The 22,420-nt window shown below is 45.2% G+C and carries 19 protein-coding genes; 11 read left to right on the forward strand and 8 right to left on the reverse strand.

All coding sequences use genetic code 11. The annotated features are described in order from the left end of the window. Positions 1-9 precede the first annotated feature (9 nt). From IW644_RS15380 to IW644_RS15400, 5 genes are all read left to right on the forward strand, one after another. Entirely contained in the window at positions 10-630 is a 621-nt protein-coding gene (locus tag IW644_RS15380) for a malonic semialdehyde reductase (protein ID WP_269918331.1), read from the forward strand. Between the two features lie 22 nt (positions 631-652). Continuing rightward, positions 653-1,183 carry a flavin reductase gene (locus IW644_RS15385; RefSeq protein WP_269918332.1) on the forward strand — a complete coding sequence of 177 codons (531 nt, stop codon included), beginning with the start codon at positions 653-655 and terminating at the stop codon, positions 1,181-1,183. Between the two features lie 19 nt (positions 1,184-1,202). Beyond that, on the forward strand, positions 1,203-2,693 hold the full coding sequence (locus tag IW644_RS15390; protein WP_269918333.1) for a CoA-acylating methylmalonate-semialdehyde dehydrogenase: 1,491 nt from the start codon (positions 1,203-1,205) through the stop codon (positions 2,691-2,693). A 271-nt stretch (positions 2,694-2,964) separates the two neighbouring features. Continuing rightward, complete coding sequence (locus IW644_RS15395) at positions 2,965-5,283, forward strand: TonB-dependent receptor (RefSeq protein WP_269918334.1); 2,319 nt, start codon at positions 2,965-2,967, stop codon at positions 5,281-5,283. A gap of 378 nt (positions 5,284-5,661) precedes the next feature. Then, the gene (locus tag IW644_RS15400) at positions 5,662-7,161 is read left to right on the forward strand and encodes an NCS1 family nucleobase:cation symporter-1 (RefSeq protein ID WP_269918335.1); all 1,500 of its coding nucleotides are present in this window, start codon (positions 5,662-5,664) and stop codon (positions 7,159-7,161) included. Between the two features lie 99 nt (positions 7,162-7,260). Here the strand turns inward: IW644_RS15400 and IW644_RS15405 are convergent, their stop codons facing one another. Next, positions 7,261-7,995 carry a helix-turn-helix domain-containing protein gene (locus tag IW644_RS15405; protein WP_269918336.1) on the reverse strand — a complete coding sequence of 245 codons (735 nt, stop codon included), beginning with the start codon at positions 7,993-7,995 and terminating at the stop codon, positions 7,261-7,263. Between the two features lie 131 nt (positions 7,996-8,126). Between IW644_RS15405 and IW644_RS15410 the strand changes: the two genes are divergently transcribed. From IW644_RS15410 to IW644_RS15425, 4 genes are all read left to right on the forward strand, one after another. Continuing rightward, the gene (locus IW644_RS15410; RefSeq protein ID WP_269918337.1) at positions 8,127-8,525 is read left to right on the forward strand and encodes a hypothetical protein; all 399 of its coding nucleotides are present in this window, start codon (positions 8,127-8,129) and stop codon (positions 8,523-8,525) included. A gap of 7 nt (positions 8,526-8,532) precedes the next feature. After that, entirely contained in the window at positions 8,533-9,342 is an 810-nt protein-coding gene (locus tag IW644_RS15415; protein WP_269918338.1) for a DUF2145 domain-containing protein, read from the forward strand. A gap of 10 nt (positions 9,343-9,352) precedes the next feature. Further along, positions 9,353-9,823: an inner membrane protein YiaA gene (gene yiaA, locus IW644_RS15420; protein WP_269918339.1), complete on the forward strand. Its 471-nt coding sequence runs from the start codon at positions 9,353-9,355 to the stop codon at positions 9,821-9,823. Between the two features lie 218 nt (positions 9,824-10,041). Further along, complete coding sequence (locus tag IW644_RS15425) at positions 10,042-11,094, forward strand: hypothetical protein (protein WP_269918340.1); 1,053 nt, start codon at positions 10,042-10,044, stop codon at positions 11,092-11,094. A gap of 96 nt (positions 11,095-11,190) precedes the next feature. Here the strand turns inward: IW644_RS15425 and IW644_RS15430 are convergent, their stop codons facing one another. The 3 genes from IW644_RS15430 to IW644_RS15440 form a co-directional block, all read right to left on the reverse strand. Beyond that, positions 11,191-13,236, reverse strand: coding sequence for a TonB-dependent receptor (locus IW644_RS15430; RefSeq protein WP_269918341.1), 2,046 nt, complete (start codon positions 13,234-13,236; stop codon positions 11,191-11,193). Positions 13,237-13,360: 124 nt separating this feature from the next. After that, entirely contained in the window at positions 13,361-14,920 is a 1,560-nt protein-coding gene (locus tag IW644_RS15435; protein ID WP_269918342.1) for a PepSY-associated TM helix domain-containing protein, read from the reverse strand. Positions 14,921-14,923: 3 nt separating this feature from the next. Continuing rightward, entirely contained in the window at positions 14,924-15,505 is a 582-nt protein-coding gene (locus IW644_RS15440) for a hypothetical protein (protein WP_269918343.1), read from the reverse strand. 243 nt (positions 15,506-15,748) lie between these two features. Between IW644_RS15440 and IW644_RS15445 the strand changes: the two genes are divergently transcribed. After that, positions 15,749-16,582, forward strand: coding sequence for a class II glutamine amidotransferase (locus IW644_RS15445; protein WP_269918344.1), 834 nt, complete (start codon positions 15,749-15,751; stop codon positions 16,580-16,582). Between the two features lie 139 nt (positions 16,583-16,721). On the opposite strand, the gene IW644_RS15450 is transcribed toward IW644_RS15445, so the two are convergent. Then, positions 16,722-17,726, reverse strand: coding sequence for a LysR family transcriptional regulator (locus tag IW644_RS15450; RefSeq protein WP_269918345.1), 1,005 nt, complete (start codon positions 17,724-17,726; stop codon positions 16,722-16,724). A 226-nt stretch (positions 17,727-17,952) separates the two neighbouring features. Here IW644_RS15450 and IW644_RS15455 point away from each other — a divergent pair, with 226 nt between their 5' ends. Further along, positions 17,953-18,468, forward strand: a complete 516-nt coding sequence (locus IW644_RS15455; protein ID WP_014950763.1) for a lactoylglutathione lyase family protein — start codon at positions 17,953-17,955, stop codon at positions 18,466-18,468. A 146-nt stretch (positions 18,469-18,614) separates the two neighbouring features. On the opposite strand, the gene IW644_RS15460 is transcribed toward IW644_RS15455, so the two are convergent. From IW644_RS15460 to IW644_RS15470, 3 genes are read right to left on the reverse strand one after another with little or no spacing between them, the layout of a single operon-like run. Continuing rightward, positions 18,615-19,256: an MBL fold metallo-hydrolase gene (locus tag IW644_RS15460; RefSeq protein ID WP_269918346.1), complete on the reverse strand. Its 642-nt coding sequence runs from the start codon at positions 19,254-19,256 to the stop codon at positions 18,615-18,617. Positions 19,257-19,259: 3 nt separating this feature from the next. After that, the gene (locus IW644_RS15465) at positions 19,260-20,672 is read right to left on the reverse strand and encodes an APC family permease (RefSeq protein WP_269918347.1); all 1,413 of its coding nucleotides are present in this window, start codon (positions 20,670-20,672) and stop codon (positions 19,260-19,262) included. Continuing rightward, positions 20,669-22,369 carry an amidohydrolase gene (locus IW644_RS15470; RefSeq protein ID WP_269918348.1) on the reverse strand — a complete coding sequence of 567 codons (1,701 nt, stop codon included), beginning with the start codon at positions 22,367-22,369 and terminating at the stop codon, positions 20,669-20,671. Before IW644_RS15470 ends, IW644_RS15465 begins: the two co-directional genes overlap by 4 nt. Positions 22,370-22,420 lie beyond the last annotated feature (51 nt).

Consider the following 22,420-nt stretch of genomic DNA (forward strand, 5'->3'; position numbering starts at 1 on the left):
GAATTTGAAATGACGGTATCTGAGAAAACTCAATATGAAACAAAAGGCCCCATTAGCGAAAGTGGTCTAGCCCAGTTATTTAGCGGTGCTCATACGCACACTACATGGCTCGATAAAAAGATAGATGAAGCGATACTAAAGCAGCTTTATGACTTGGTGAAAGTAGGCTCGACATCAGCAAATTGCAGCCCGGCGAGATTTGTTTTTATTACCTCAGATGAAGGGCGAGAAAAACTCAAGCCTTGTCTTTCAAGCGGTAACGTAGAGCAAACCATGACCGCACCTTGTACGGTTATCGTGGCTTACGACGAAGAATTCTATGAAGAATTACCTACGCTATTTCCTTATGCGGATGCGAAAAGCTGGTTTACTTCAAGCCCTGAAGCCGCCTATGAAACCGCGATGCGGAACAGTTCCATGCAGGGGGCTTATTTAATTAGCGCTGCGCGTGCACTAGGTCTTGATGCCGGTGCCATGTCTGGCTTTAACCCCAAATTACTCAACGAAACATTCTTTTCCGATAGCACGTGGAAGGTGAACTTCTTGCTTAACATTGGCTATGGCGATGGAAAGAAAGTGCACAAACGTTTGCCTCGCTTAAGCTTCGAGCAAGCTTGTCAAATATTGTAACGCCAACACAAAGGATATTTGTATGACTATTACAGCAATAAAAAACGCAGTAACAGAAGTGCTTCCCCCGGTTACGCCTGAGCAATACCGTCAGGGCATGTCTAGCTTAGCGGCAGCGGTAAACGTCGTTACAACAACTGGTCCAGAAGGGAGCGCTGGCTTTACAGCAACCGCGGTGTGCAGCGTAAGCGACAACCCAGCAACCTTACTGGTGTGTTTAAACCGCAGTGCTTCGGTACACCAGGTATTTAAAAACAGCACGCATCTGGTTATTAACACACTAACTTCACAGCATCAGTCAATTTCAAATACTTTTGGTGGTAAAGCGCCTATGAGTGAACGCTTCGAAATTGGCGAATGGGGCGAGTCAGCAACTGGCTGCCCTCAACTACTCGATGCCGCCGTCAGTTTTGATTGCGTTATCACAGATGTAAAAAGTGTTGCTACACACGACGTGCTTTTTTGCCAAGTAGTAGACATTAAACAAGACCAAGACGCCGACGCCCTTTTATATTACCAGCGCGGATATCACAGCGCGTGCAAAGACGCATAACTGAAGGATTAGATACCCAATGAAAGTAGTAGGCCACTTTATAAACGGTGAAACCTGTACCCCAAAAGGGCGTATGCAAGATGTTTATAACCCAGCAACGGGCGAAGCAGAGAAGCTGGTTTTGCTGGCATCGAAAGCTACCGTAAACGAAGCCATTGTTAACGCACAGCAAGCTTTTCCGCAATGGCGAAACACGCCAGTAAGCAAGCGGGCTCGCGTTATGTTCAAGTTCAAAAGTTTACTTGAAGAGCACGCGGATGAAATTATCGCGCTAATTGGCGCGGAGCACGGAAAAATAAGCCACGACGCGGCGGGCGAACTACAGCGAGGTATTGAGAACGTAGAATTTGCCTGTGGCGCGCCGCAGTTGCTTAAAGGTGAACACAGTAAAAATGTGGGTCCAAACATAGATTCATGGAGCGAGTTTCAGCCCCTTGGTGTGGTGGCAGGGATTACCCCATTTAACTTTCCGGCTATGGTGCCGCTTTGGATGTTTCCGCTCGCCATAGTATGTGGCAACACTTTTGTTTTAAAACCATCAGAACGAGATCCAAGCTGCGCAATTTTCTTAGCAAAGCTGCTTAAAGAAGCAGGGTTACCCGACGGTGTTTTCAATGTGATCAATGGCGATAAAGAAGCGGTTGATCAGATACTCGATGACGAGCGCATTAAAGCAGTAAGTTTTGTAGGCTCTACGCCTATCGCCGAATACATCTATTCAAAAGCCAATGCTAGTGGCAAGCGCTGCCAAGCACTAGGCGGGGCTAAAAATCACGCCATTGTTATGCCTGACGCCGACGTCGATAACGCGGTTAATCAACTGTTAGGCGCAGCCTTTGGTTCATCGGGCGAGCGCTGCATGGCATTGTCTGTGGTGGTTGCCGTGGGCGACAAGATAGCTGATGAGATTGTAGATAAGATGCAGTCGGCGATGAAAGATTTGAAAGTAGGGGCATTTGACGATGCGTCTAATGACTTTGGCCCGCTTATTACACAGCAGCATAAAGAGAAAGTAGAAGGGTTCATAACAAGTGCAGTTGAGCAGGGCGCTAATGTAGTCGTTGACGGGCGAAGCCCCACAGTCGAGGGGTATGAAACTGGCTTTTTCTTAGGTGCCACGCTCATCGATAAAGTCACCCCTGAAATGACAAGTTATAAGGCCGAAATTTTTGGCCCAGTATTACAGGTAATGCGCGTTGAAAGTATGGAGCAAGCCATGCAGCTTATTGACGAACATGAGTACGGCAACGGCACTTGCATTTTTACCCGCGACGGTGAAGCTGCCCGTTATTTCTCCGACAATATTCAGGTGGGCATGGTAGGCATAAACGTACCGCTGCCTGTGCCCGTTTCTTATCACAGTTTCGGTGGTTGGAAGCGTTCACTCTTTGGCGACCTTCACGCATACGGACCTGACGGCCTGCGTTTTTATACTAAGCGCAAAACTATTACCCAACGTTGGCCCTCTAGTGGTGTTAGAGAAGGAGTCAGCTTTTCATTTCCTAGTTAACTAACAAGTTAATAAACATCTACATACTGCCAGTGCATTAATGCCTTTAGCTAAAACAGCAAATACTCACTGGTGGTAGGTAGTAAAAGCTATGCCATTAATTATAACAATTTAAACCCGCAAACCTTTGGCAGTTCCTCTCCAGTCCTGCCTTAGGTTTGCACCCCAGTGGCAATCGATAAGCAGTTCACGTCGACAGTTACTCTTATAAAAATATCGGGACAACACCGCCGCAAGGCTTGTTAAAAAGAACTATAAACGAGAGTAAAACATGCATACGTTAAACACACACAAGCGTCTGCTGGCGTTAACCGTTGGGATGGCGTTGAGTGCGCCAGCGGCCTTTGCTGCAGAGAATGTTTGGGAAAGTATTGAAGTTACCGCGCAAAAGCGCAACGAGAATATAAGCGATGTGGGTATCGCTATTACCGCGTTTTCTGGTGAACAACTAGAAGCCCTTGGCCTTGAAAGCAGTACCGAGCTTATCGCGTTTACCCCTGGCGTATCGTTGGCCGGTGATATCGGTGGTCAGCGCGCCATTTTCAATATTCGAGGCGTGGTGCAAAACGATTACGCTGACTTGGCGGAAGCACCGGTGGCGGTTTATGTCGACGGTGGCTATTTAGCCAGTACCCAAGCACAAACCTTTGGTTTATTCGATGTAGCTCGCATCGAAATTCTTAAAGGCCCGCAGGGAACATTATTCGGAAGAAATGCCACAGGCGGACTGGTAAATACTATTACCGCAAAACCTACCGCCGACACCGAGGGCTATGCAGAGTTTACCGCAGCCCGTTTCGAGCAATACCGTTTTGAAGGAGCGATATCAGGCGAACTAGCAGACGGCATTTATGGTCGCTTTTCTGGGTTTACCAATCAGCAAGGTGAAATACTCGAAAATGTTTACGAAGACGGTGCAGCACCCGATACTCGATTAGGCTCGGTCGGTGGCGGGGAAGACGGCTACAACGACGATACTAAAGCGTTTCGTGCTCAGTTAATGTTTGATATTGGCGAGGAAGGCACCTTACTTCTAAGCGGTAACTGGTCTGATACCACCAAAAGTGAAGGCCCGTATCAGGTGGTAAATACCACAGAAGTGAAAGATGCCGCGGGCAATGTGATAGATGTAATTTTTGCTGCTGACGACCCTCTAGGCTGTGACACTATACAAGCGGGTGTGTGCGTAGACGGCAACTTTAATGGTGACCCCTTCCGCCCAGTACAAGGTGGCGACTTTAACGGTAACTTTGACCCTGACGGTTCGGGCAACAAGGTAAATAAAGATTTTGCCTTTGACGATCAAAACAAAATCAAGTCAAAAGGCTTAGCGGCAACACTAGACTATGCCTTCGAAAGCTTCGATTTCTTTGCGATGTCAGATTATAAAGAATTTAAGCGTACGGTTGGTCTTGACTCTGACCAAACGGCGTCTCCTGAACTTATCTTCCAGTCAAATAGCACCATCGAACAGTTAAGCCAAGAATTTCGATTTTCAGGTGAAACTGCCGACTTAAAGTGGGTTGGAGGGCTTTATTATCTGTCTATCGATACAGACTATAGCCAGGGCTTGGCGGGTTCACCCACCACCTTTTTCTTGGGCGGTGAAGAAAATAACACCTTAGTGGCCCTTGAAACCGAGTCATACTCTGTATTTGGGCAAATTGACTACAGCTTAACGGATGACTTGGTATTAGTAGGCGGACTTCGCTATACCCGAGAAAACAAAGACTTTATCGGTAACGTGTATCAGAATGAAAATACCGATGACCGAGTGATTGAGATTGACACCAGTACGTCTTCTTTGGAAATACTCTCGCAAAGCAACGATCAAAATTTATGGTCGGCAAAGCTACAGTTGGAATATAGCATTGGCAATAGTTTGTACTACGCGGGAATTAATCGTGGCGTAAAAGCGGGAAGTTTTAATGCGCCCTTATTCGGAGGGTTCAGTTTTTATGAGCCTGAAGAGCTAACTTCCTACGAAGCAGGCTTAAAGCAAAGCTTCATGCAGGGTAGCGGCGTGTTTAATGCCAATGTCTTTTACTATGACTACAACGATTACCAGTCTTTTTCATGGGTAAATAATGCCGGTGTTGTGACGAATGAAGAAGCCTCGTTTAGCGGTGTGGAGCTTGAAGTATTTTTAACACCAACAGACAGTTTGGATTTGATGGTGAATTTCTCTTATACCGATGCTGTGGTTGAAGACTTAGAAGTGGCGTCAGGTTACTTTGCCGATACTACTCCGCCATTTACCCCTGAATACCAAGCGTCTGCTATGCTCAGGTACAATTGGGATGCGTTCGAAGGAAATATGGCTGCACAGCTATCAGCAAACTATCAGTCTGAAACTTTTCACAATGCGCGGAATTTTACCGCTCATGAAATTGATAGCTATGCTACGGCAGATGCACGCTTAACCTGGGTTGATGGTCAAGACAAATGGAGCCTAGCTGCTTACGTAGATAATCTATTTGATTCTGACCACGAACTCATTGGCTTTGACGTTTCAGGCTTTTACGGCACAAGCCAAATTTCTTATGCAAAACCTAGAACATATGGGGTGACCATTAGACGAAGTTTCTAGTTTGGTAAGTAAGGCGTTTTAGTCACTTGGCTTAAACCCTAAACCTTACTCGAAAACGGCCTTGCTCGAAAACGCTCTAACCCGAAAACACAAACTATTTAGCTAACCTAGATACCGAAATTCTATAAAACGGTATCTAGGTGTCGCGTTATCGATAAGTGCAAAGCGGCAGCATTTTTGCTTCTGTTTTTATTAGCGACTTATTGCTAGATAGCGTGTTTTCTCAAGTTAAAAAAATGCGGCATTTTTTCAAAAAATGTCACCAAAAGAATCAGCAAAATATTTGGTATTTTGCTAACAGTAACGCTTCGTAAAAACCTGTTTTTTATTATAAATAAGACAAGTGCGTGCAACACCAAAACAACAAGGAAATAGATCGTGGATAACACCAACAATCAACCCATGACAAAACCTTCCCATTACGATGGCGACTTATGGAACCAAGATTTAGCGCCCACCAGTGAGGCAACAAGAACTTGGAGGTGGAAGGACTATGCGGCGTTATGGGTGGCTATGGTGGTATGTGTGCCCACTTATTTGCTATCTGCTGGACTAGTGTCTGAAGGTATGAATTGGTATCAGGCAGTGATTACCGTGCTTTTAGGTAACGTTATTGTGCTAGTGCCAATGATGCTAATTGGTCACGCGGGGGCTAAATATGGGTTACCTTTTCCTGTATTGCTGCGCAGCGCTTTTGGTACCAAAGGCGCGAAGATTCCTGCTTTGGCTCGCGGCCTTGTAGCCTGCGGGTGGTTTGGCATTAATACATGGGTGGGTGGCAGTGCGATTTACGTTATTTTAAATAGCGTGAGCGGCGACGCGTTTGTAGGGCAGGCGCTGCCATTTTTAGGTATAGATATTACCCAAACCCTGTGCTTCTTTGCTTTTTGGGCAATGCATTTGGTTTTCATTAAGCATGGCACTGAATCTATTCGCTGGCTTGAAACTTTTGCTGCACCATTTTTGATCTTAATGGGCTTAGCGCTTCTTGCTTGGGCATACATCAATGCCGGTGGATTTGGCGCTATGTTATCTACGCCATCTCAATTTGTAGAAGGGGGCGCTAAAGAAGGCCAGTTTTGGTCTGCTTTCTTCGCAGGTCTTACATCTATGGTGGGGTTTTGGGCAACCATGGCTCTAAATATTCCCGACTTCACTCGCTTTGCTAAATCACAGAAAGATCAGATGCTAGGGCAAGCTATTGGCTTGCCTTTACCTATGGCACTGTTTGCCTTTATTGGGGTAGCGGTTACTTCGGCAACTGTAACCATTTACGGTGAAGCCATCTGGGATCCAGTAGCACTCGCTGGCAGAATGGGCGGAATGGGCGTGGTCTTTGCGTTAGCTGCCTTAGCTCTTGCTACTTTAACTACGAATTTAGCCGCTAACATGGTTGCTCCGGCGTATGGCTTTTCCAACATGGCGCCTTCAAAAATTAGCTTTAGAGTGGGCGGATACATTACCGCAGGAATAGGTGTAGCTATTTTTCCTTGGAAGCTACTTGAAACCGCCGGTGGTTATTTATTTACCTGGCTTACGGGATATTCAGCGCTACTCGGCCCGATCGCAGGTATTCTCATTGCCGACTATTTTATCTTGAGAAAATCGACGCTAAATATTGATGCGCTGTTTCAGCACAGTGGCGAATATGACGCGAACAATGGTTGGAACATGGCGGGCGTGGCTGCACTTGTTATTGGTATTTTGCCTAATATCCCTGGCTTTGCGCACGCAGCTGGGTTTGTAGATAGCGTACCTGCCATTTTTGATACGCTTTACGCCTACGCATGGTTCGTGGGGCTAATTATCGCCAGTATCGTATACCTGTTGCTGTCCAACAGAGTACCAGCTACCATGCAGGCAAGAAGCGCTTCATAACCAAAAATGGGGCAACGTACACTTTTGCGCAGCAAGCCCGTGGGGTCAGAGTACTTTTCTACGAAATGTACTCTGACCCCCAAATATGCTTTGTCAGGGTTATTTTCGCTTCATGTTTTCAAAAAGCGAAGGCTCCCATGGTCTCATTGCCATTAGTAAACCTACATGCTGGCGCTCTTCTATCGGTAAATCATTATCTTCACTGCTGAGTTTAGCTGCTTCTTGTCTAAGCTGCTCTAAGCGCCGCTGAATGATAGATACCGAGGTCTGAGAATAGCGACCGCGCAAATAAAAACGGAACATCCAAGGTTCGTTTTTCTTTGGGTCCATAAACTTCACCATAACTTCCTGTTCCATAAATTTTTCTAGCGGCCCGCCTGGGATCCAGCGAAAATCCTGTGCGATGAGAAGCTTATAACGGTTGTTCGGCAACAGTTCGATAAGCCTAAGCCTATCAAGGGTTGTCATTAGCTTAATGCCTTCCACTTCATCAATATCGTAATGCTCGATAAGTTCAGAAAAGCGCCATCCGTCTCGAACGCACACGGCGGCAAGCAGTAGCTTAGGGTTAGCGAGCAGTTCCATTTCTTGCTCTTCAGACAGCTGCGAAATTTTCTCTTGCTGTTTTTGTGAAAGGCTAAATAAATCGCTTAATGACAAATTTAAGCATTCACAAATCTGCTCTAACTTATCAAGGCTGAACGCCTGCAAAGAAAAGTTACGCTTCACACTTGCTTCGCTCACATTAAGCGCTTCCGCAAGCTGCTTATAGGTAAGTCGCTGTTCCCGTAAGCATTGTTTCAAGGTGTTGTACACAAGGCTGATTTGGCTCATGGTATTACTTTTTTATACTTGTGGTGTAATTTAATACTACATTAATCATTTTGGTTTACGAAATTTATTCTTGGCTCTAGTGTAGAAAGTGTTCAGACACATCTTGTCTTAACAAACTAGGAGCAAGTGATATGAAAAATACACGTTCAACATTGATGTTAACTGCACTATTAAGTAGTGCGCTTCTTACCCACTCTGCAATGGCAGATGACTCTTTTGACCATAGCGGCAAAGCGAGTAAGCACAGTGCGTTAGCTGCCTCTGAAGGTTTAGCGACAACCGCTTCGGTAGCAAGTGCGGTGGTGGCAGTGCCTGTGGTATTGACCGGAAGTGTTGTTGTTGCCGGAAGTGCGGTGGCAGAAAGCGCCGTTAATGAAAGTGCTCGCAACCTTCATAAAGCTAGCCATCAATCTTCAGTGGCGCATAACCAGCCTTTGGTGATAACCGAAACTATTATTACTGCCGACCCAGCTCCAAACCAAGTGGTTACTACGCAAACCATCACGACCACAACTAATACTAAGCGGTAGGTTAGACATGAAAGCCTACTTAACTTCAATCGGGTTCGCTTTTGTATTGTTGATGTCTGGTATTCACGATGTATACGCGGGTAGCCAGCAACACGGTAAACCTACTTTTACGCCGGAAGCTATCGCAACTTTTTCAAAAGATGTGGAAAAGTATGCGGCAGGCCAAGGGGCACGGGCATTTATTATTGCCAGACGTGGCAGACCTATTGAGGATATGCCAAAAGGTATTCGCTTTACCCATACCGCCGTTGCTATTTACTCAAGTATTCAACTAAGTGACGGTAGTACGGCGAAAGGCTATGCCATACACAACTTATATCAAGACGCAGAAGAGCAGGGCAAAAGTCATTTAATTACCGACTATCCAGTAGACTTCTTCTGGGGCGCGTATGCGCTAGAGGCGGGAATAATAATTCCTTCAGCAGAAGTGCAACAAGCGTTGGTGAAGCTATATCGCGATGACAAAGCCAAGCAGCTTCACAATGCTCGATATTCGGTAGTGGCAAACCCGTTTAATAGTAAACGTCAAAACTGCACGGAATACACCCTTGATGTTTTGAACGCTGCAATCTATTCAACCACTGATATTGCGCAGCTAAAGGTAAATGCAAAAGCCCACTTTTCGGCGCAAAAAGTGAATATGAGCCGCGCTAAACTTGGCTTAGCGAGTATGTTCAGTGATGGCGTAACACTGACAGATCACGGTCGCAAGGTAGAAACCACCACCTTCGGAAGCCTTGCTCGCTATATGCAAAAGTACAATTTAACAAACAAGGCAGTTACGTTTACCCATACGGGTCAAATAGAGAATATTTAGGAGTTTTACTATGCAAAACATGAATAAACCCACTAAAGCGTTTCGAATCGCGTCACTAGCAGCATTAATTGTAGGCGTAGGTGCGTATTTCATAGGTTTGTACAACGCGCCTATGGCCCTCAACGAAAAAGGCTATTACTTTACTATTATGCTATTTGGCTTGTTTTCTGTGGTGAGCTTACAAAAAACGGTGCGCGATAAAATGGAAGGTGTACCTACAACCAAAGCATACTTTTTAGCTTCAGCGGTAGCTACTGGGTCAGCCATTGTACTCTTAGTTATTGGATTGCTAAACGCCGAACTTTTACTGAGTGAAAAAGGCTTTTTCGGAATGGCGTTTACCTTAAGCTTATTTGCCGCCATTACGGTTCAAAAGAATGTTCGTGATAGCCAAAATCAAAATGAACTTAGTAGCGACGAAGCTCAATTAGAAACTAACGTTTCACAACCTGAAACAACCACCAAAGTAAAAGCCGCATAAAAGTAACGGGGTCAGAGTACATTTCACCAAAGCTGTACGAACCCTGCCAGCAAATTAATGTACTCTGACCCCCATAAGTTTTAGGGTCAGAGTACATTTCGCCAAAGTCAGACGACCCCGCCATCAAATTAATTTACTCTGCCCCCACTTTTTCGTATTGTGTATCAATTGTTTAGCTTTTTAGCTGCTTCTTATCTTCAACGCATCAGGGATGAAATATGCGTAAACCCGTCAAATACAGAATTGCTTTTTTAATCGTTGCTGCGGTTTGTTTTTATATAGGCACATGGTTTCTACCGAGTACCTTGCCAGACATTACGCTGAAATTCAGCAATATCATATCAGAGCCAAGCTGGCGTAATACGGCGCTTGTTTCGTTGGTTTATTTCCTTGTGCTGCCGGTGTTGTATTACTTCTGGGTTATCCGTATTGGCGAACAGGCTCTTTGGAAAGTACTGCTAATATTCTCTTTAAGTAGTTTAATAGCCCGCTATAACTACCCGGAACAGCTTGCGCACTATTTTGCGTTTATCAGCTACCTAAAATACCCCATCATTGCCGTATTAATGATTATTGAAGTAGTGCTTTTGGTAACTATCATAAAAGCACTTTGGGGCGCACGTAAACTGAGCGGCGACCCGCGTATACACATGCTCGAGAAATATGAAAAAGATGAAGCACCGGAAAAAGGTAGCAAAGAGGCTAAGCAACTAGAGCTTGCTTTAATGTTGGCTCACGAACCGGCAAGTTGGTATTACGCTATACCTAGCTTCAGTAAAAAACATGTGAAAAGCGCAGTGCACCTTAAGTTACTATCTGGCAAGTGGTGGCATTTACTGGGCGTACTCATTGCGTTGAGTGTCACAACCTATGCCTCCTACGTATTGCTATCGCAATTCAGTGAAACTATTGCTCTAGTTGTCGCCACCTTAGTGTTCTATCTAGTGATCATGTTTGTTGCGAACTATCGGGTAAGCAAAAATTACAGTTGTTTCGTTTGGCAGGATAAGGTTGTAGTGAATAATTCGTGGTGGGGAATGGTTGTGATTCCAAAAGCGAATATAGAAAGCATTGAAGTTGGCGAGTGGAGTAGAAGTTTAACCAAAGAGGATTTTCACTTTGGAAGGGGCGCTGCTAACGTCAAACTTACCTTCAATAGGCCGCAAGCATATTATTCTGCTATGGCTTTATTAAATGAAAATATGTCGACGCTATATTTAAGCGTCGATAACCCGTCGTTGCTACACAGGGAACTTGAAGCCATCAATTAATTCTTCCCTACACAATAAAAGTTAAAAGCCTTTGCCACCACTCGCGATACGTCACGAGTGGTGGTGGCTTGCAAAAGTTTTACTTTTTAAGGTAAATCAAAATTTATAAGTAGCAGAAACGCCAACGTTTCTCGGGTCCGCAATGGCAGCGTAGCCCGCCGGGTTGCGAGCACTGACAGGCTCTTGTGTCACAATGGCGGTTTCGTCGAAAAGGTTGTCTACAAATGCTGTAACAGACCAGTTATCAGTTTCATAGCCAGCAGTTAGGCGCACCAAGGTATAGTCTCCGGCCACGCGCTCTTCAGTATTTGAAAAGTCACCAAAGTATTCACCAATGTAACGGACCGAGCCGCCAACATTAAATGTGTCGTTTAGCCAGTATTTAGCACCTACATTAGCGTTAAAAGACGGAGCAGAGTTTAATTCGTTGCCATCCACATCAGGGTAGTTCTCGCCCGCATCGGTAATTTCACTATTAAGCAAGCCAATACCTGCATTAAGCTGTAGATCGTCAGTTAGATTTGTATGCAGTTCCGCTTCCAAGCCATAAGTTGTTACCTCTGGCATGTTCGTTATAAAGCGGGTGGAGCTTAATGCTTGAAAGCCCGAATAGTCGTTATAGAAGAGGTTAGCACTAATAAACGTATTATTGCTTAACGATGTGCGCGAACTTAATTCGTAGGTATAGACTTCTTCTTCATCGTAGTAATAGTACTCTTGAGCAGTAAAATTAAGTGCGCCACCCGCTGCGTTATACCCTTTACGAGCACTGATACCTAACGTAGTGCTTCCATCTACATCGTAGGTTAACGCAAGTTTTGGAAGGAAAATATTAGTATCTTCGATGTATACATCATCAATGGGGTCGTAAACGAAGTGCCTGTCTTGGCTTTCTCTTTCTAGGCGTCCACCTGCGGTAAGCGTGAGCTTGTCCGATAAAGTAAAGTTGGCTTCGGTATATAGTGCGATGGATTCACTATCGTCGTCACCGTAGTAAGGAAATGCGCCCGTACTTAAAATATCTTGCTCACGCTCGAAGTAATAGAAACCAATAAAACCTGTGGTTTCACCATCACTGAACGCGAAGTTTAGCTTTGCATCTACCGTGGTATTGGTTTCATCGAAAACAAGTGTCTGTTCTGCTTCATCGCTCGCTTCGTAACTATCAAAGCCCCACTGATAATCCATATAAGCCAAGATAAGGTCAAACGAAAAGTTATCATTGATTGCATACTCTGTAAGTAGCGAAGTCGTAGAGATTTCCGTTTCAATGTCTCTAAAGAATATGCGGTTTCGTTCGTCTAAATTCTCAAGTTCATAGTAGATACGCCCCGTGTCACCTTCTTCATTGTTGTAGGTGTGCGTGAGCATAAATGAAAGGTCGTCGCTAGGCTGCCATTTAAGCTTCGCGCGCACACGTTGTGTTTCGATTTCGTCTATGTCGTAGTCTGGTGGGTTAGTTTCAAAACCTTCACCATTGGTAATGGTATCTGCGTTAAGCGTTTGAACACTTAAACGAAACGCTAGCTCATCTTCAATAATTGGACCCGAGATAACGCCTGCAGTATCAATATATTGGTCTTTATTTCTATAGCCTACTCGGGCTGCGCCTTCCCAATCGAAAGAAGGATCATTAGTCTTAATGAAGACAGAGCCGGCAATACTGTTTCTACCATTACTTGTAGACTGAGGGCCCCTGAAAACTTCTATTTGCTGTAAGTCCCACATACCACTATCGCCGCTCAAATCGGCAACAAAAGGCTGTGCTACGCCATCAATTAAGGTCGATACGCGCCCTTTTGCGCCACCAGCAATTGAATTAAAGCCCCCAGCGCCACCGTTTCCTGAAACACCGCGAATGTCGGGCAATGCTCCCGATAGTGTTACTACGTTGGCGATTTCTGACAGGGCATCAGATACAGACTTGTATTGCGTATTGTTTATCTCATCTGCAGTAAGTACAGATATGGATGATGTTGAATCTTTTAGCGTACGATTGGCTTTTTCACCTAGTACGACGATTTTCTCAATTTCCTCAACACTCCCGTCAGGGACTTGTACATTTTGAGCATTGGCAGTAAAGCCGACCGTTGATATTGCCATTGCTATCACAGATAACGATGATGGAAACGCGTTTCTCATATAAGTAGTTCCTTATTGCTTCTCAAAGTAGTACGGCCGCTTTGAACGAGGCTCTTTTTATTGCTTAAGTGATAAAGTTCTGGCGGTTGCCAACGGTCAACACCCGCCAGAGGTTAGATTTAGGTTATTGCCAGACACCGTCTTGGGGCACAAGCGTGCGCTTTGCAGCCAGACGTTTCGCAATCAAAATAAACAGCGCAATTAGCGAAATAGCGACTCCGATAAACGCGATATTTATGGTGCTTGATACACTGGCATTCCAATAAATGCAGGTCGCTACAATAAGGCTGATTGCTATGAAGGTAAGTGCATAAAGGCTGTGAATGGCTGCTTTAAGAGGGGAAACCCAAAAGCTGTATGCTATCGCTGCTAGGAACCCGCCGTAATAGCCAAGGTGCTGATAGAGTTGAATGTTACCTTGTGCTGCCGATACAAGCTTCGCCGCCAAAAGAGATAAACCAATCCCAACCAAGGTTCCTGTGCAAACGCCGACAGTTAGGCGCGATAAAATTCTTACCGAGCGTTTCTGTGTGGCAGGAGCATTAGCTGTCGAGCGTTTTCTTCTACCTTCTATCCAAATGATATTGCCGGTTAAAAATAGCAGTGAACCGCTTAAGCCCAATGCAAAATAAATCCAGTGAATTGTGCTTCCGCCAAAACCTCCAAAGTGAAGTGTGAAAAAGCTATTTACAATTTTACCTGCTACCCCCGACACGGAAGGTAACATTGCTGTATACCCAGCAGATGCGGTGTATGGGTCTGTTACCCAGAACGCATAATAAGGGCCGCGTATGATCTCACCTTCAAGTTCGCCGCCTATGATCAATCTAGAACGTGGTGTACCTAGACCGGAAAAGCGCAGTTCAGCCATGTTGAAGTCAGGCTCAGTTTCTGTGATTTTTTGGCGTAATGTTTCAATAGAGAGAAGGTTTTCGTTGTTTCTGTCTACCTCTATTGCAGCTGGCCGATTGAACATGGGCTTGTCTTTATATACAAAGCTTTGCATAGTGCCGTAAAGGATATCGTGATAGGCAAATACCACAGTGGTAACGGCAATGATGATATGAAAAGGGAGCGCTGAAATACCTAAAATATTGTGAAAATCTACCCAGAAACGTTTGGCTTTCTTTGCTTTTCGCAGGGCAAATAAGTCTTTTGCCCATGTGGGGAGAAATATAACCAAGCCAGATACAATGGCGACAAAGTAGAGTATACAAACGATACCCATTATCCAGATACCTACCGCATCGTGATCGTCACCTCCTGGGATCCCCGCGGTTCTGTGTAAATGATCAAGAAAATCACCGATATCTGAAAGAAATGCTTGCTGACTGATAAGTTGCCCGTTCTCATCCAACGAGGCATGCCAATAGACCGCATCATGAGTATCTTCATCCCTCACTACCCATTGAACCGGCGCATGTTCTGTCATTGCCGCTGGCAAATATACAGTCATTTCTTTACCTGCTTCAGGATGTACAGTCAGCACTTGTTGAATTAGGTCGTCATACTGGCTTTCAGCGATGGCAGGCATGGTATTTTCGCTGTGTAGCGCCCAGGTGTTCAGCGGCCCTTTAAACATGGTAAAAGCACTAGTTGCAAAGCAGATAAACAATAAAAGCCCAGATAAAATGCCTGTCCAAATATGAATGTTTTGGTAGTTCTTAAAGTTTTCTAATTTCATGGTTTAAATGAAGACCTGTATTGCTAGGTACTCTGCAAAGGTTAAAAGAGCGATAGCAGTGAAGATGCGAAGTGGACGATGAGAAAAGTATATAAGTGCTATAAGCGTGAGCCAGATGGGTACTATCCACCACATAAGGTGTTGTGTTTTGACGTCTAAAGGCGTGTTACTGAATACTGCAAAAGTAATAAGTGCGCTAGTAAATAAACCTAGGGGAAGCCCCAGTAAAAGTGCTCCAATACTTTTTAGCCACCATTGTGGTGGATTAACTTGACTACCTTGGGCACGAGTTAATGTTGATTTACTCCCACGTGGTGCGGTTAAAGGCTTCTCCCACCGAGTAATAAGCGGAACAAGGCTTAAACCAAGCATGCTAAGCGTAAAAGTCGTAAAAATTGCTGCGGCTACTGAAAACGACTGGATAAAACAAAAAGTGGCGACAGTACAGAGACTAATACAACCGATGATGGCTGTTTTAAATGAATAAGGGCGTGTTTTAAACCACTGCTGATTTGGGTTCCCAGCATACAAGACTGTACACGCTAACACGCAGAAGACTAAACCAATTCCAAATAAAGTCGTCAACGTAAGCTCTCCTTTAGCTTTTATTTTTGTTTGCGGCAAACAGCCTTAAAAAATCGCCAATAGGATATTCAACTAAAGTATATATGTAAATAGAAATAATTGTTATTTACATTACTGTTTTATTTAATGGACTCTTTAGAACCTCTTTAATTATGAAATGCTGATTGCTCCTAATTGAGAATTGAACTAGCGCCAGCCCTTTATTATGCTGAACACAAATATTGTTAGAGGCCGTAAATTAACGTGTGTGAACTTCTAGGCATGAGTGCCAATACCCCAACAGATTTGTGTTTTAGCTTTACGGGATTAACGCGCCGTGGCGGTGAAACGGGCCCGCATAAAGACGGCTGGGGCGTGGCATTTTACGAGGAAAAAGGCGTTCGTATGTTTCACGACCCTGAACCCTGCGCCACGTCACCCATTGCTGACTTTGTTTCGAAGCTTCCTATCAAAAGTAAAAACGCCATTTGTCATATTCGACAAGCTAACGTTGGTAACATCAACTTAGCGAACACGCATCCTTTTACTCGCGAACTGTGGGGGCGCTATTGGGTGTTTGCACACAATGGGCAGTTGCCTAACTTCTCACGGCGAGCAGGTATTTATGAAGCGGTAGGGGATACAGACAGCGAAGAGCTTTTCTGCGACATCATGAATAATGTTAGACAGAACTTACCCCGAGACGCCATGCCTGAACAGTTAGCTGAAACACTGGTGGCGCTAGCACAAGAATACGCACAGCAAGGCGTGTTCAATTGCTTGCTGAGTAATGGCGACTGGCTATTTACGTTTTGTAGTACGAAGCTAGCCAGCATTACCCGTAGAGCGCCTTTTGGCCCGGCTTGTTTAAGTGATGTCGAAGTAGAAATTGATTTTGCTGCTGAAACCACGCCAAAGGATGTAGTAAGTATTATCGCTACCGAACCGCTAACCAACGATGAACAGTGGGATATTTACGAGCGAGGCGAATGGAAGCTTTGGCAAGAGGGGGAAGTCATTGCCTCTGGTAAAGTGGATGTACCCGAACACAAAAGAGAAGCCGAAATGGTAGCGCCTGACCCTTCGCTTCATGACTAATCACGAATTGCGGGGTCAGAGTAATTTTACTGGTCTGTTCCCAAAATGCTCGGCGCTTAGTTGGTAATTCAGCGAAATAATGTACTCTGACCCCAAAACTCGAGTTGGCTAAATTAATAATGTACTCTGACCCTGATATTTATACCAATACTTGGCTGATGGCTTGTTTTACTGCTTGGTAGCGAGCGGGGAGTGCGCTGTGGGGTGTTTGAACACTGTATAAGGGCTCGGTTACCTCGTTTTTTGCTGCGTAAACAGTAAGTTTGTCGGCAAACGATACAAAGTCTAGCGTGCTGGTGGGCAGCACGGTGTAACCTAACCCTTCGCTTACCGGCAGTAGAATTTGCGAAAGTTGATTGATGTAGCCGGCATGGGGCAGCTTATTTGGATTAACCTTGGCTAATTCAGGCTCTCCGCAATCGTTAAAGTAGCGCTGCAAGTAGTGCATGGCGTCTGGGTGATTAATAAGCCCTAAGTGGTTAATGACGTGTTTTAATGTTGTAGCATCAACAGTTTTGCTCTTTTCTTTTTCAGATACGCTTGTTGCTTTTGCATCCGAGCCCGAATCAGGCATAAAGTCCTGTGTATTTTCAGGCAAACCTGAAACCAGTGTAGCAAACGTATCAGGCAGGCTACGCGGTAGAATAAGCCCCAGCGCTTCCTCGCCTAAATACTCGCTGTGTATATCTTCACTTTCTGGCTGGTTAGTTACAATGCCAAGCTCAAGCGTATTGTTCGCTATGCCTGATAAAATTGTGCGTCGAGGCGCCACTTCAACATGAATATTTAGCGCATTATGCTGCTTTTGAAGTGCCAACAGGGCAGGGTAAATACGCTGCGCGATAGCGCCTGAGCAGGCCACTAAACACTTTCCTTCAAATGGGGCGTCAAACTTCAAGCTGGCAATAAAGTCTTGTTCCTTAGCCTGTTGGTTTTTAGCGTAGTGATATACCCGCTGACCCTGCTCTGTAAGCTGAATACCTTTGCCTAAACGAACCACCAATTCGCACTGACATACTTCCTCTAGCTTTTTCAGATGCTGACTTACTCCTGGCTGCGTCATAAAACGTTGCTCAGCGGTGCGAGTGAAGTTTCCTGTTTCTACTAAAGTAATAAAGGTGTCTAGCCAAATAGGGTTAATCATCTTGCTATAAATTAAATTTATGAAATTGAAAAGATATCATAATTTCATGTTTTCTGGTTGTCTAGCTACTATGTATCCATATTCACTTAAGCGCTATTTTCGATTAGCTGAATTATTGAGGTCTTGGGTAGATGTTACAAACAACGTTATCTAACCCAACACTGAAATAGGCAATGTATTAGGCGCTTAAACTATTTTGTTAACTTGCACTACATAGGAGTAAGTGATGACTGAAGCAGTAAAAACACCGTATCCGCGTACGTTTTCTCATATTGGAATTTCAGTACCCGATTTAGAAGCCGCCGTGAAGTTTTACACTGAAGTACTTGGTTGGTATCTCATCATGAAGCCAACGGAAATTGTTGAAGACGATTCGGCCATTGGCGAAATGTGTACCGATGTATTTGGTCCAGGTTGGGGCAAATTCCGTATCGCCCACCTATCAACAGGTGATCGCGTTGGCGTTGAAATCTTTGAGTTTAGTAACCAAGAGAACCCCGAGAACAACTTCGAGTACTGGAAAACCGGTATCTTCCACTTCTGTGTTCAAGATCCAGACGTAGAAGGCTTGGCTGAGAAGATTGTTGCAGCTGGCGGTAAAAAACGTATGAAGGCGCCGCGCTACTACTACCCGGGTGAAAAGCCATACCGCATGATTTATATGGAAGACCCGTTTGGTAATATTCTTGAAATTTATAGCCACAGCTATGAGTTGCACTATGCAAGCGGCGCATACGAGTAAGCGTTAGTTAATAACGCTTTTTAGGCATTGCGCTAAGTAAATACATAGCAAGCTTTAAATAAGCGAAAGGCGAGGGCGAAACAAGCAAAAGCTTGTTCAACGCACCTCGCCTTTTTGTTCTTTAACCGCTGATAAAACGTTAGACCTTATCCAAACTGACCCGAAACATAAGGGTTAGTCGCCTTTTCTGTGGCTACCGTTGTAGTGGGGCCATGCCCAGGATAAATTGTCATATCATCGGGTAGCACCATAATTTTTTGCTTAATAGAGTCGATAAGCTGCTGATGATTGCCCTGCGGAAAATCAGTTCTGCCGATAGAGCCTGCGAAAATTACATCCCCCACAATAACCCGATTACTTGAACGCTCTACCAATACTACATGTCCAGGCGTATGTCCCGGGCAATGCAATACTTCTAACGTTAAATTGCCCACTGAAATAGTGTCGTTGTCATTTAACCACTCATTGGGAGCAAACGGCTGAGCGGGCGGAAAGCCAAACATTTGGCTTTGCTGCATGAGGGCATCTAACCAGAATTTATCACCGATGTGAGGGCCAACAATGGGCACACCGTAATGTTCAGCGATGGCGACAGTGCCGCCAACGTGATCGAGGTGACCGTGAGTCAGTATGACTTTTTCTATGCTCACGCCCTTACTTGACGCTGCATCAATAAGCTTTTCAATATCACCGCCAGGGTCGACAAACGCTCCTTTGTTAGTAGTTGGGTCCCAAATTAGCGAGCAGTTTTGGGCAAAGGGCGTAACCGGTATAACTTGAATTTCCACTGTTTAACCTTTTGATTTTTTGTTGCTTGGAGCGATATGAAAAACCGCAAAATAGAGCAGTGCGCCAACAGCTAATTCACCTAGTAAAAATAGCCATGCGTTGGTTGCCGACTGTGCAATGGACCATGCACAAACCGTTAATGCGGCAAAGGGTATCAAACGTTTTAACGGGTTTATAGCGTTAGCGGCCGAGCCTGTAGTAAGGTCAGAGTTTCGGCCATGCTCATTAGATAGCGACGAGCTTTGCGAAAGGCTCTCTTGTGAAGAACCCCCTCGTAAAAAAGCTCTCTGCGCTTTTATTAATACGATTACACACATTGCATATACCACAAGCCGCGCCAGCACGCTTGAAATCGCTAGCCATACAAAACTGCCGGTAAGCGCCATGGTACTGGCGAAAATCCCCAATATTGTTATGGAAACGGCTGGGGTAGCAAAGGTCGAGTGAATTTCACCTAGCTTATTACCTAGTCTACCGGGAATAAGAGACTGCTGCGCCATAGAGAACGTAAGACGAGAGGTAGATATCATGTTCGCCAATAAGTTACCGGCAACCGAAACTACGGCGGTGAGTGTCATTATCAGTGCCCCGGTCTCTCCAAATATCACATTAGCAAGGGCAATAAGTGGTGCGCTATCAGGTTTAGCAGGCCCTACGGTGTGCCAATAAAGCCATTGCACGCAAAAGTAAAAGATGGCAATCCCTGAAACCGTAAGCATCAACGCCCGAGGAATGGTCTTTTTCGGTGAATTAGTCTCGCCGCTGGTTACCACTACCGTCTCAAAGCCAATAAAGGCGTAAAGCGTAAGTAAAGCACCCGCTGATATAGTGTCGAATGCAGGGACAACGGTAGCCGCAGAGCTTGTCAGCGCAGTAGAGAAGTCGAGCTGCCAATAACCCACAACAATAAGCGCTACAAAAGGCACGAGTTTTAGCACTGATATAGTATCTAGCGAACGCATAGCGGCCTTAAGACCAACAATATTTACTACAATTAACGCTGCTGTCAGCCCTATGATTGCATATGATTTTCCTGCGCCGGCATTAAGCTCGGGCCACATATACCCGGCGTACAGCAATAACACGTGCATGTTGGCGGCAATTGCGGTTGCGCGAGCCAAGTAGTAAATAAAGCCAGTTTGAAACGCCGCCGCATTTCCAAAGCCCTTTTGGGCATAAATGACTGGCCCGCCAGTCTCTTGATAGCGCACAGCTAACTGCCCAAAACACCAGACAATGGTCAGCATGAGTGCGCCAAAGATCAAAAAGATGTAGGGGCTGAAAGCACCAAGCTCCGCGGCCATTTTAGCGGGCAGAGCAAAAATGCCCGCCCCAATAAGGCCATTTAATACCAAAAGGGCAGCGCCAATGCCGCCAATTCCTTTGGTTAAAAGGCTTTTGTTTTGGCTACTCATTTAGAGAAAACTTCTTCTCCAGCCACATAGGTGGCGTGAACTTCGGTTTTCCAAATGTCTTTAGCGTCTATACTGAAAATATCTTGGTCTACCAAAATGAAATCAGCCCATTTCCCTGGCGTTAATGTGCCTAAAGTATCTTCCATATGCCCTGCGTAGGCTGCATCTAGCGTAAAGCCTTTGAAGGCTTGCTCAACGGTTAAGGCTTCGTGGGCATACCAGCCTTTTACCGGTTGGTTGTTTCTGTCTTGACGCGTAACCGCAGCGTGAAGACCGTAAAACGGGTTAGCAAGTTCTACAGGAAAGTCTGAACCTAAAGGCAGGGCTATGCCTGAATCAAGCAGCGTTTTCCATGCGTAAGCGCCTTTCATACGGTCCTTACCAAGGCGGTCTTCCGCCATGTTTTTATCGCTGGTGGCATGCGTAGGCTGCATGGAAGGAAGCACTTTTAGCGACGCAAAGCGGGCTAGGTCGTCAGGCGCTATAACTTGCGCGTGTTCTATGCGGTTGCGCAACTCGCTGCCGCCTATATTTTTAAACGTAGTTTCAAACTCATTTAGCGCGACATGATTCGCTTTATCGCCGATCGCGTGATAGTTAAGCTGAAAGCCTGCACCAATAACCGTGGTGAAAAGTTGGGTCATATCTTCTGGTTGAGTTAACAGCAACCCATGTTGATGGGGCGCATCTGAATACGGTTCGAGTAATGCTGCTCCACGACTACCTAGTGCACCATCACCATAGGCTTTCACTGAACGAATATACAAAAAGTCGTCTTCATCACGAATTGCACCGTTGCTCAACATGGTTGAAAGCTCAGGATCAGTCGCGCTCACCATCGCATAAATACGTACAGGTAATTCACCCTCTACCGCTTCTTTTAAATAGAAGTCATATACATCTCTGCCTACACCCGCATCGTGCATTGACGTTACCCCATTTGCTAGTAAGTGCTCACCTGCAGCATTTAATTGCTGCTCGTATATCGCGTTACTGGCTTTTGGTAAGTGCTCTTCAATTAACAGTGATGCGTTATCAATAAATACGCCGGTGGGATTGCCGTTGGCGTCTTTGATAATCTCACCGCCAACAGGCGACTGGGTGTCTTTTGTGATACCAGCTAGCTCCATGGCTTTCGTATTAACCCACGCCGCGTGACCGTCAACTCGAGTAAGCATTACAGGTTTATCAGACACAACATTGTCTAGATCAGTCGCGGTCGGGAAGGCTCTATCAGACCACAACTCTTGGTTCCAGCCGCGCCCGGTAATCCAAGTTTGCTGACCATTTGCAAAGGCGTATTCGGCAACCATTTTAGCTGCGTCTTGGGCACTTGTACTTTCTCGCAAGTTTACCTCTAGTAAGTTTGCGCCTAAGCCGAGAAGGTGACCGTGAGCGTCGATAAGACCAGGAAGCATGACTTTGCCTTCGCCGTCTATGGTGTCATCAACTGAGGTTTTACCTTTATCTACATCTAGTGCAACTACCTTACCTTCGTCCAAAAGAAGGTTTTTAAAAGTAGTGAGTTCACCCTTTTCATTTAAGGTGTAGCCTTTTACGTTTTCGACGAGGGTGGCTGCCTCAACCTTAAGCGTAGTGGTCATGGCGGCAAGTGTTGCCGCAGTGGCAAATGTTGCGGTCAGTAGTTTTGAAAGCGAATGCTTTTTAAATGTCAGCGTAGACAATGTAGAGTTCATAGTAAGTTTCTGCCTGTTTGTTTTTCTATTCTTAGTATTAAGTCGTTCTAT

It is taken from the genome of Alteromonas sp. PRIM-21 (genome assembly GCF_027563165.1).
Taxonomy (GTDB): domain Bacteria; phylum Pseudomonadota; class Gammaproteobacteria; order Enterobacterales; family Alteromonadaceae; genus Alteromonas; species Alteromonas macleodii_A.

What these genes read in the sequence shown, in the direction of transcription:
- IW644_RS15380 (WP_269918331.1), top strand. Translation starts at nt 10, where the DNA reads ATGACGGTATCTGAGAAAACTCAATATGAAACAAAAGGCCCCATTAGC.
- IW644_RS15385 (WP_269918332.1), top strand. Translation starts at nt 653, where the DNA reads ATGACTATTACAGCAATAAAAAACGCAGTAACAGAAGTGCTTCCCCCG.
- IW644_RS15390 (WP_269918333.1), top strand. Translation starts at nt 1,203, where the DNA reads ATGAAAGTAGTAGGCCACTTTATAAACGGTGAAACCTGTACCCCAAAA.
- IW644_RS15395 (WP_269918334.1), top strand. Translation starts at nt 2,965, where the DNA reads ATGCATACGTTAAACACACACAAGCGTCTGCTGGCGTTAACCGTTGGG.
- IW644_RS15405 (WP_269918336.1), bottom strand. Translation starts at nt 7,995, where the DNA reads ATGAGCCAAATCAGCCTTGTGTACAACACCTTGAAACAATGCTTACGG.
- IW644_RS15410 (WP_269918337.1), top strand. Translation starts at nt 8,127, where the DNA reads ATGAAAAATACACGTTCAACATTGATGTTAACTGCACTATTAAGTAGT.
- IW644_RS15415 (WP_269918338.1), top strand. Translation starts at nt 8,533, where the DNA reads ATGAAAGCCTACTTAACTTCAATCGGGTTCGCTTTTGTATTGTTGATG.
- yiaA (WP_269918339.1), top strand. Translation starts at nt 9,353, where the DNA reads ATGCAAAACATGAATAAACCCACTAAAGCGTTTCGAATCGCGTCACTA.
- IW644_RS15425 (WP_269918340.1), top strand. Translation starts at nt 10,042, where the DNA reads ATGCGTAAACCCGTCAAATACAGAATTGCTTTTTTAATCGTTGCTGCG.
- IW644_RS15430 (WP_269918341.1), bottom strand. Translation starts at nt 13,236, where the DNA reads ATGAGAAACGCGTTTCCATCATCGTTATCTGTGATAGCAATGGCAATA.
- IW644_RS15435 (WP_269918342.1), bottom strand. Translation starts at nt 14,920, where the DNA reads ATGAAATTAGAAAACTTTAAGAACTACCAAAACATTCATATTTGGACA.
- IW644_RS15450 (WP_269918345.1), bottom strand. Translation starts at nt 17,726, where the DNA reads ATGATTAACCCTATTTGGCTAGACACCTTTATTACTTTAGTAGAAACA.
- IW644_RS15455 (WP_014950763.1), top strand. Translation starts at nt 17,953, where the DNA reads ATGACTGAAGCAGTAAAAACACCGTATCCGCGTACGTTTTCTCATATT.
- IW644_RS15465 (WP_269918347.1), bottom strand. Translation starts at nt 20,672, where the DNA reads ATGAGTAGCCAAAACAAAAGCCTTTTAACCAAAGGAATTGGCGGCATT.
- IW644_RS15470 (WP_269918348.1), bottom strand. Translation starts at nt 22,369, where the DNA reads ATGAACTCTACATTGTCTACGCTGACATTTAAAAAGCATTCGCTTTCA.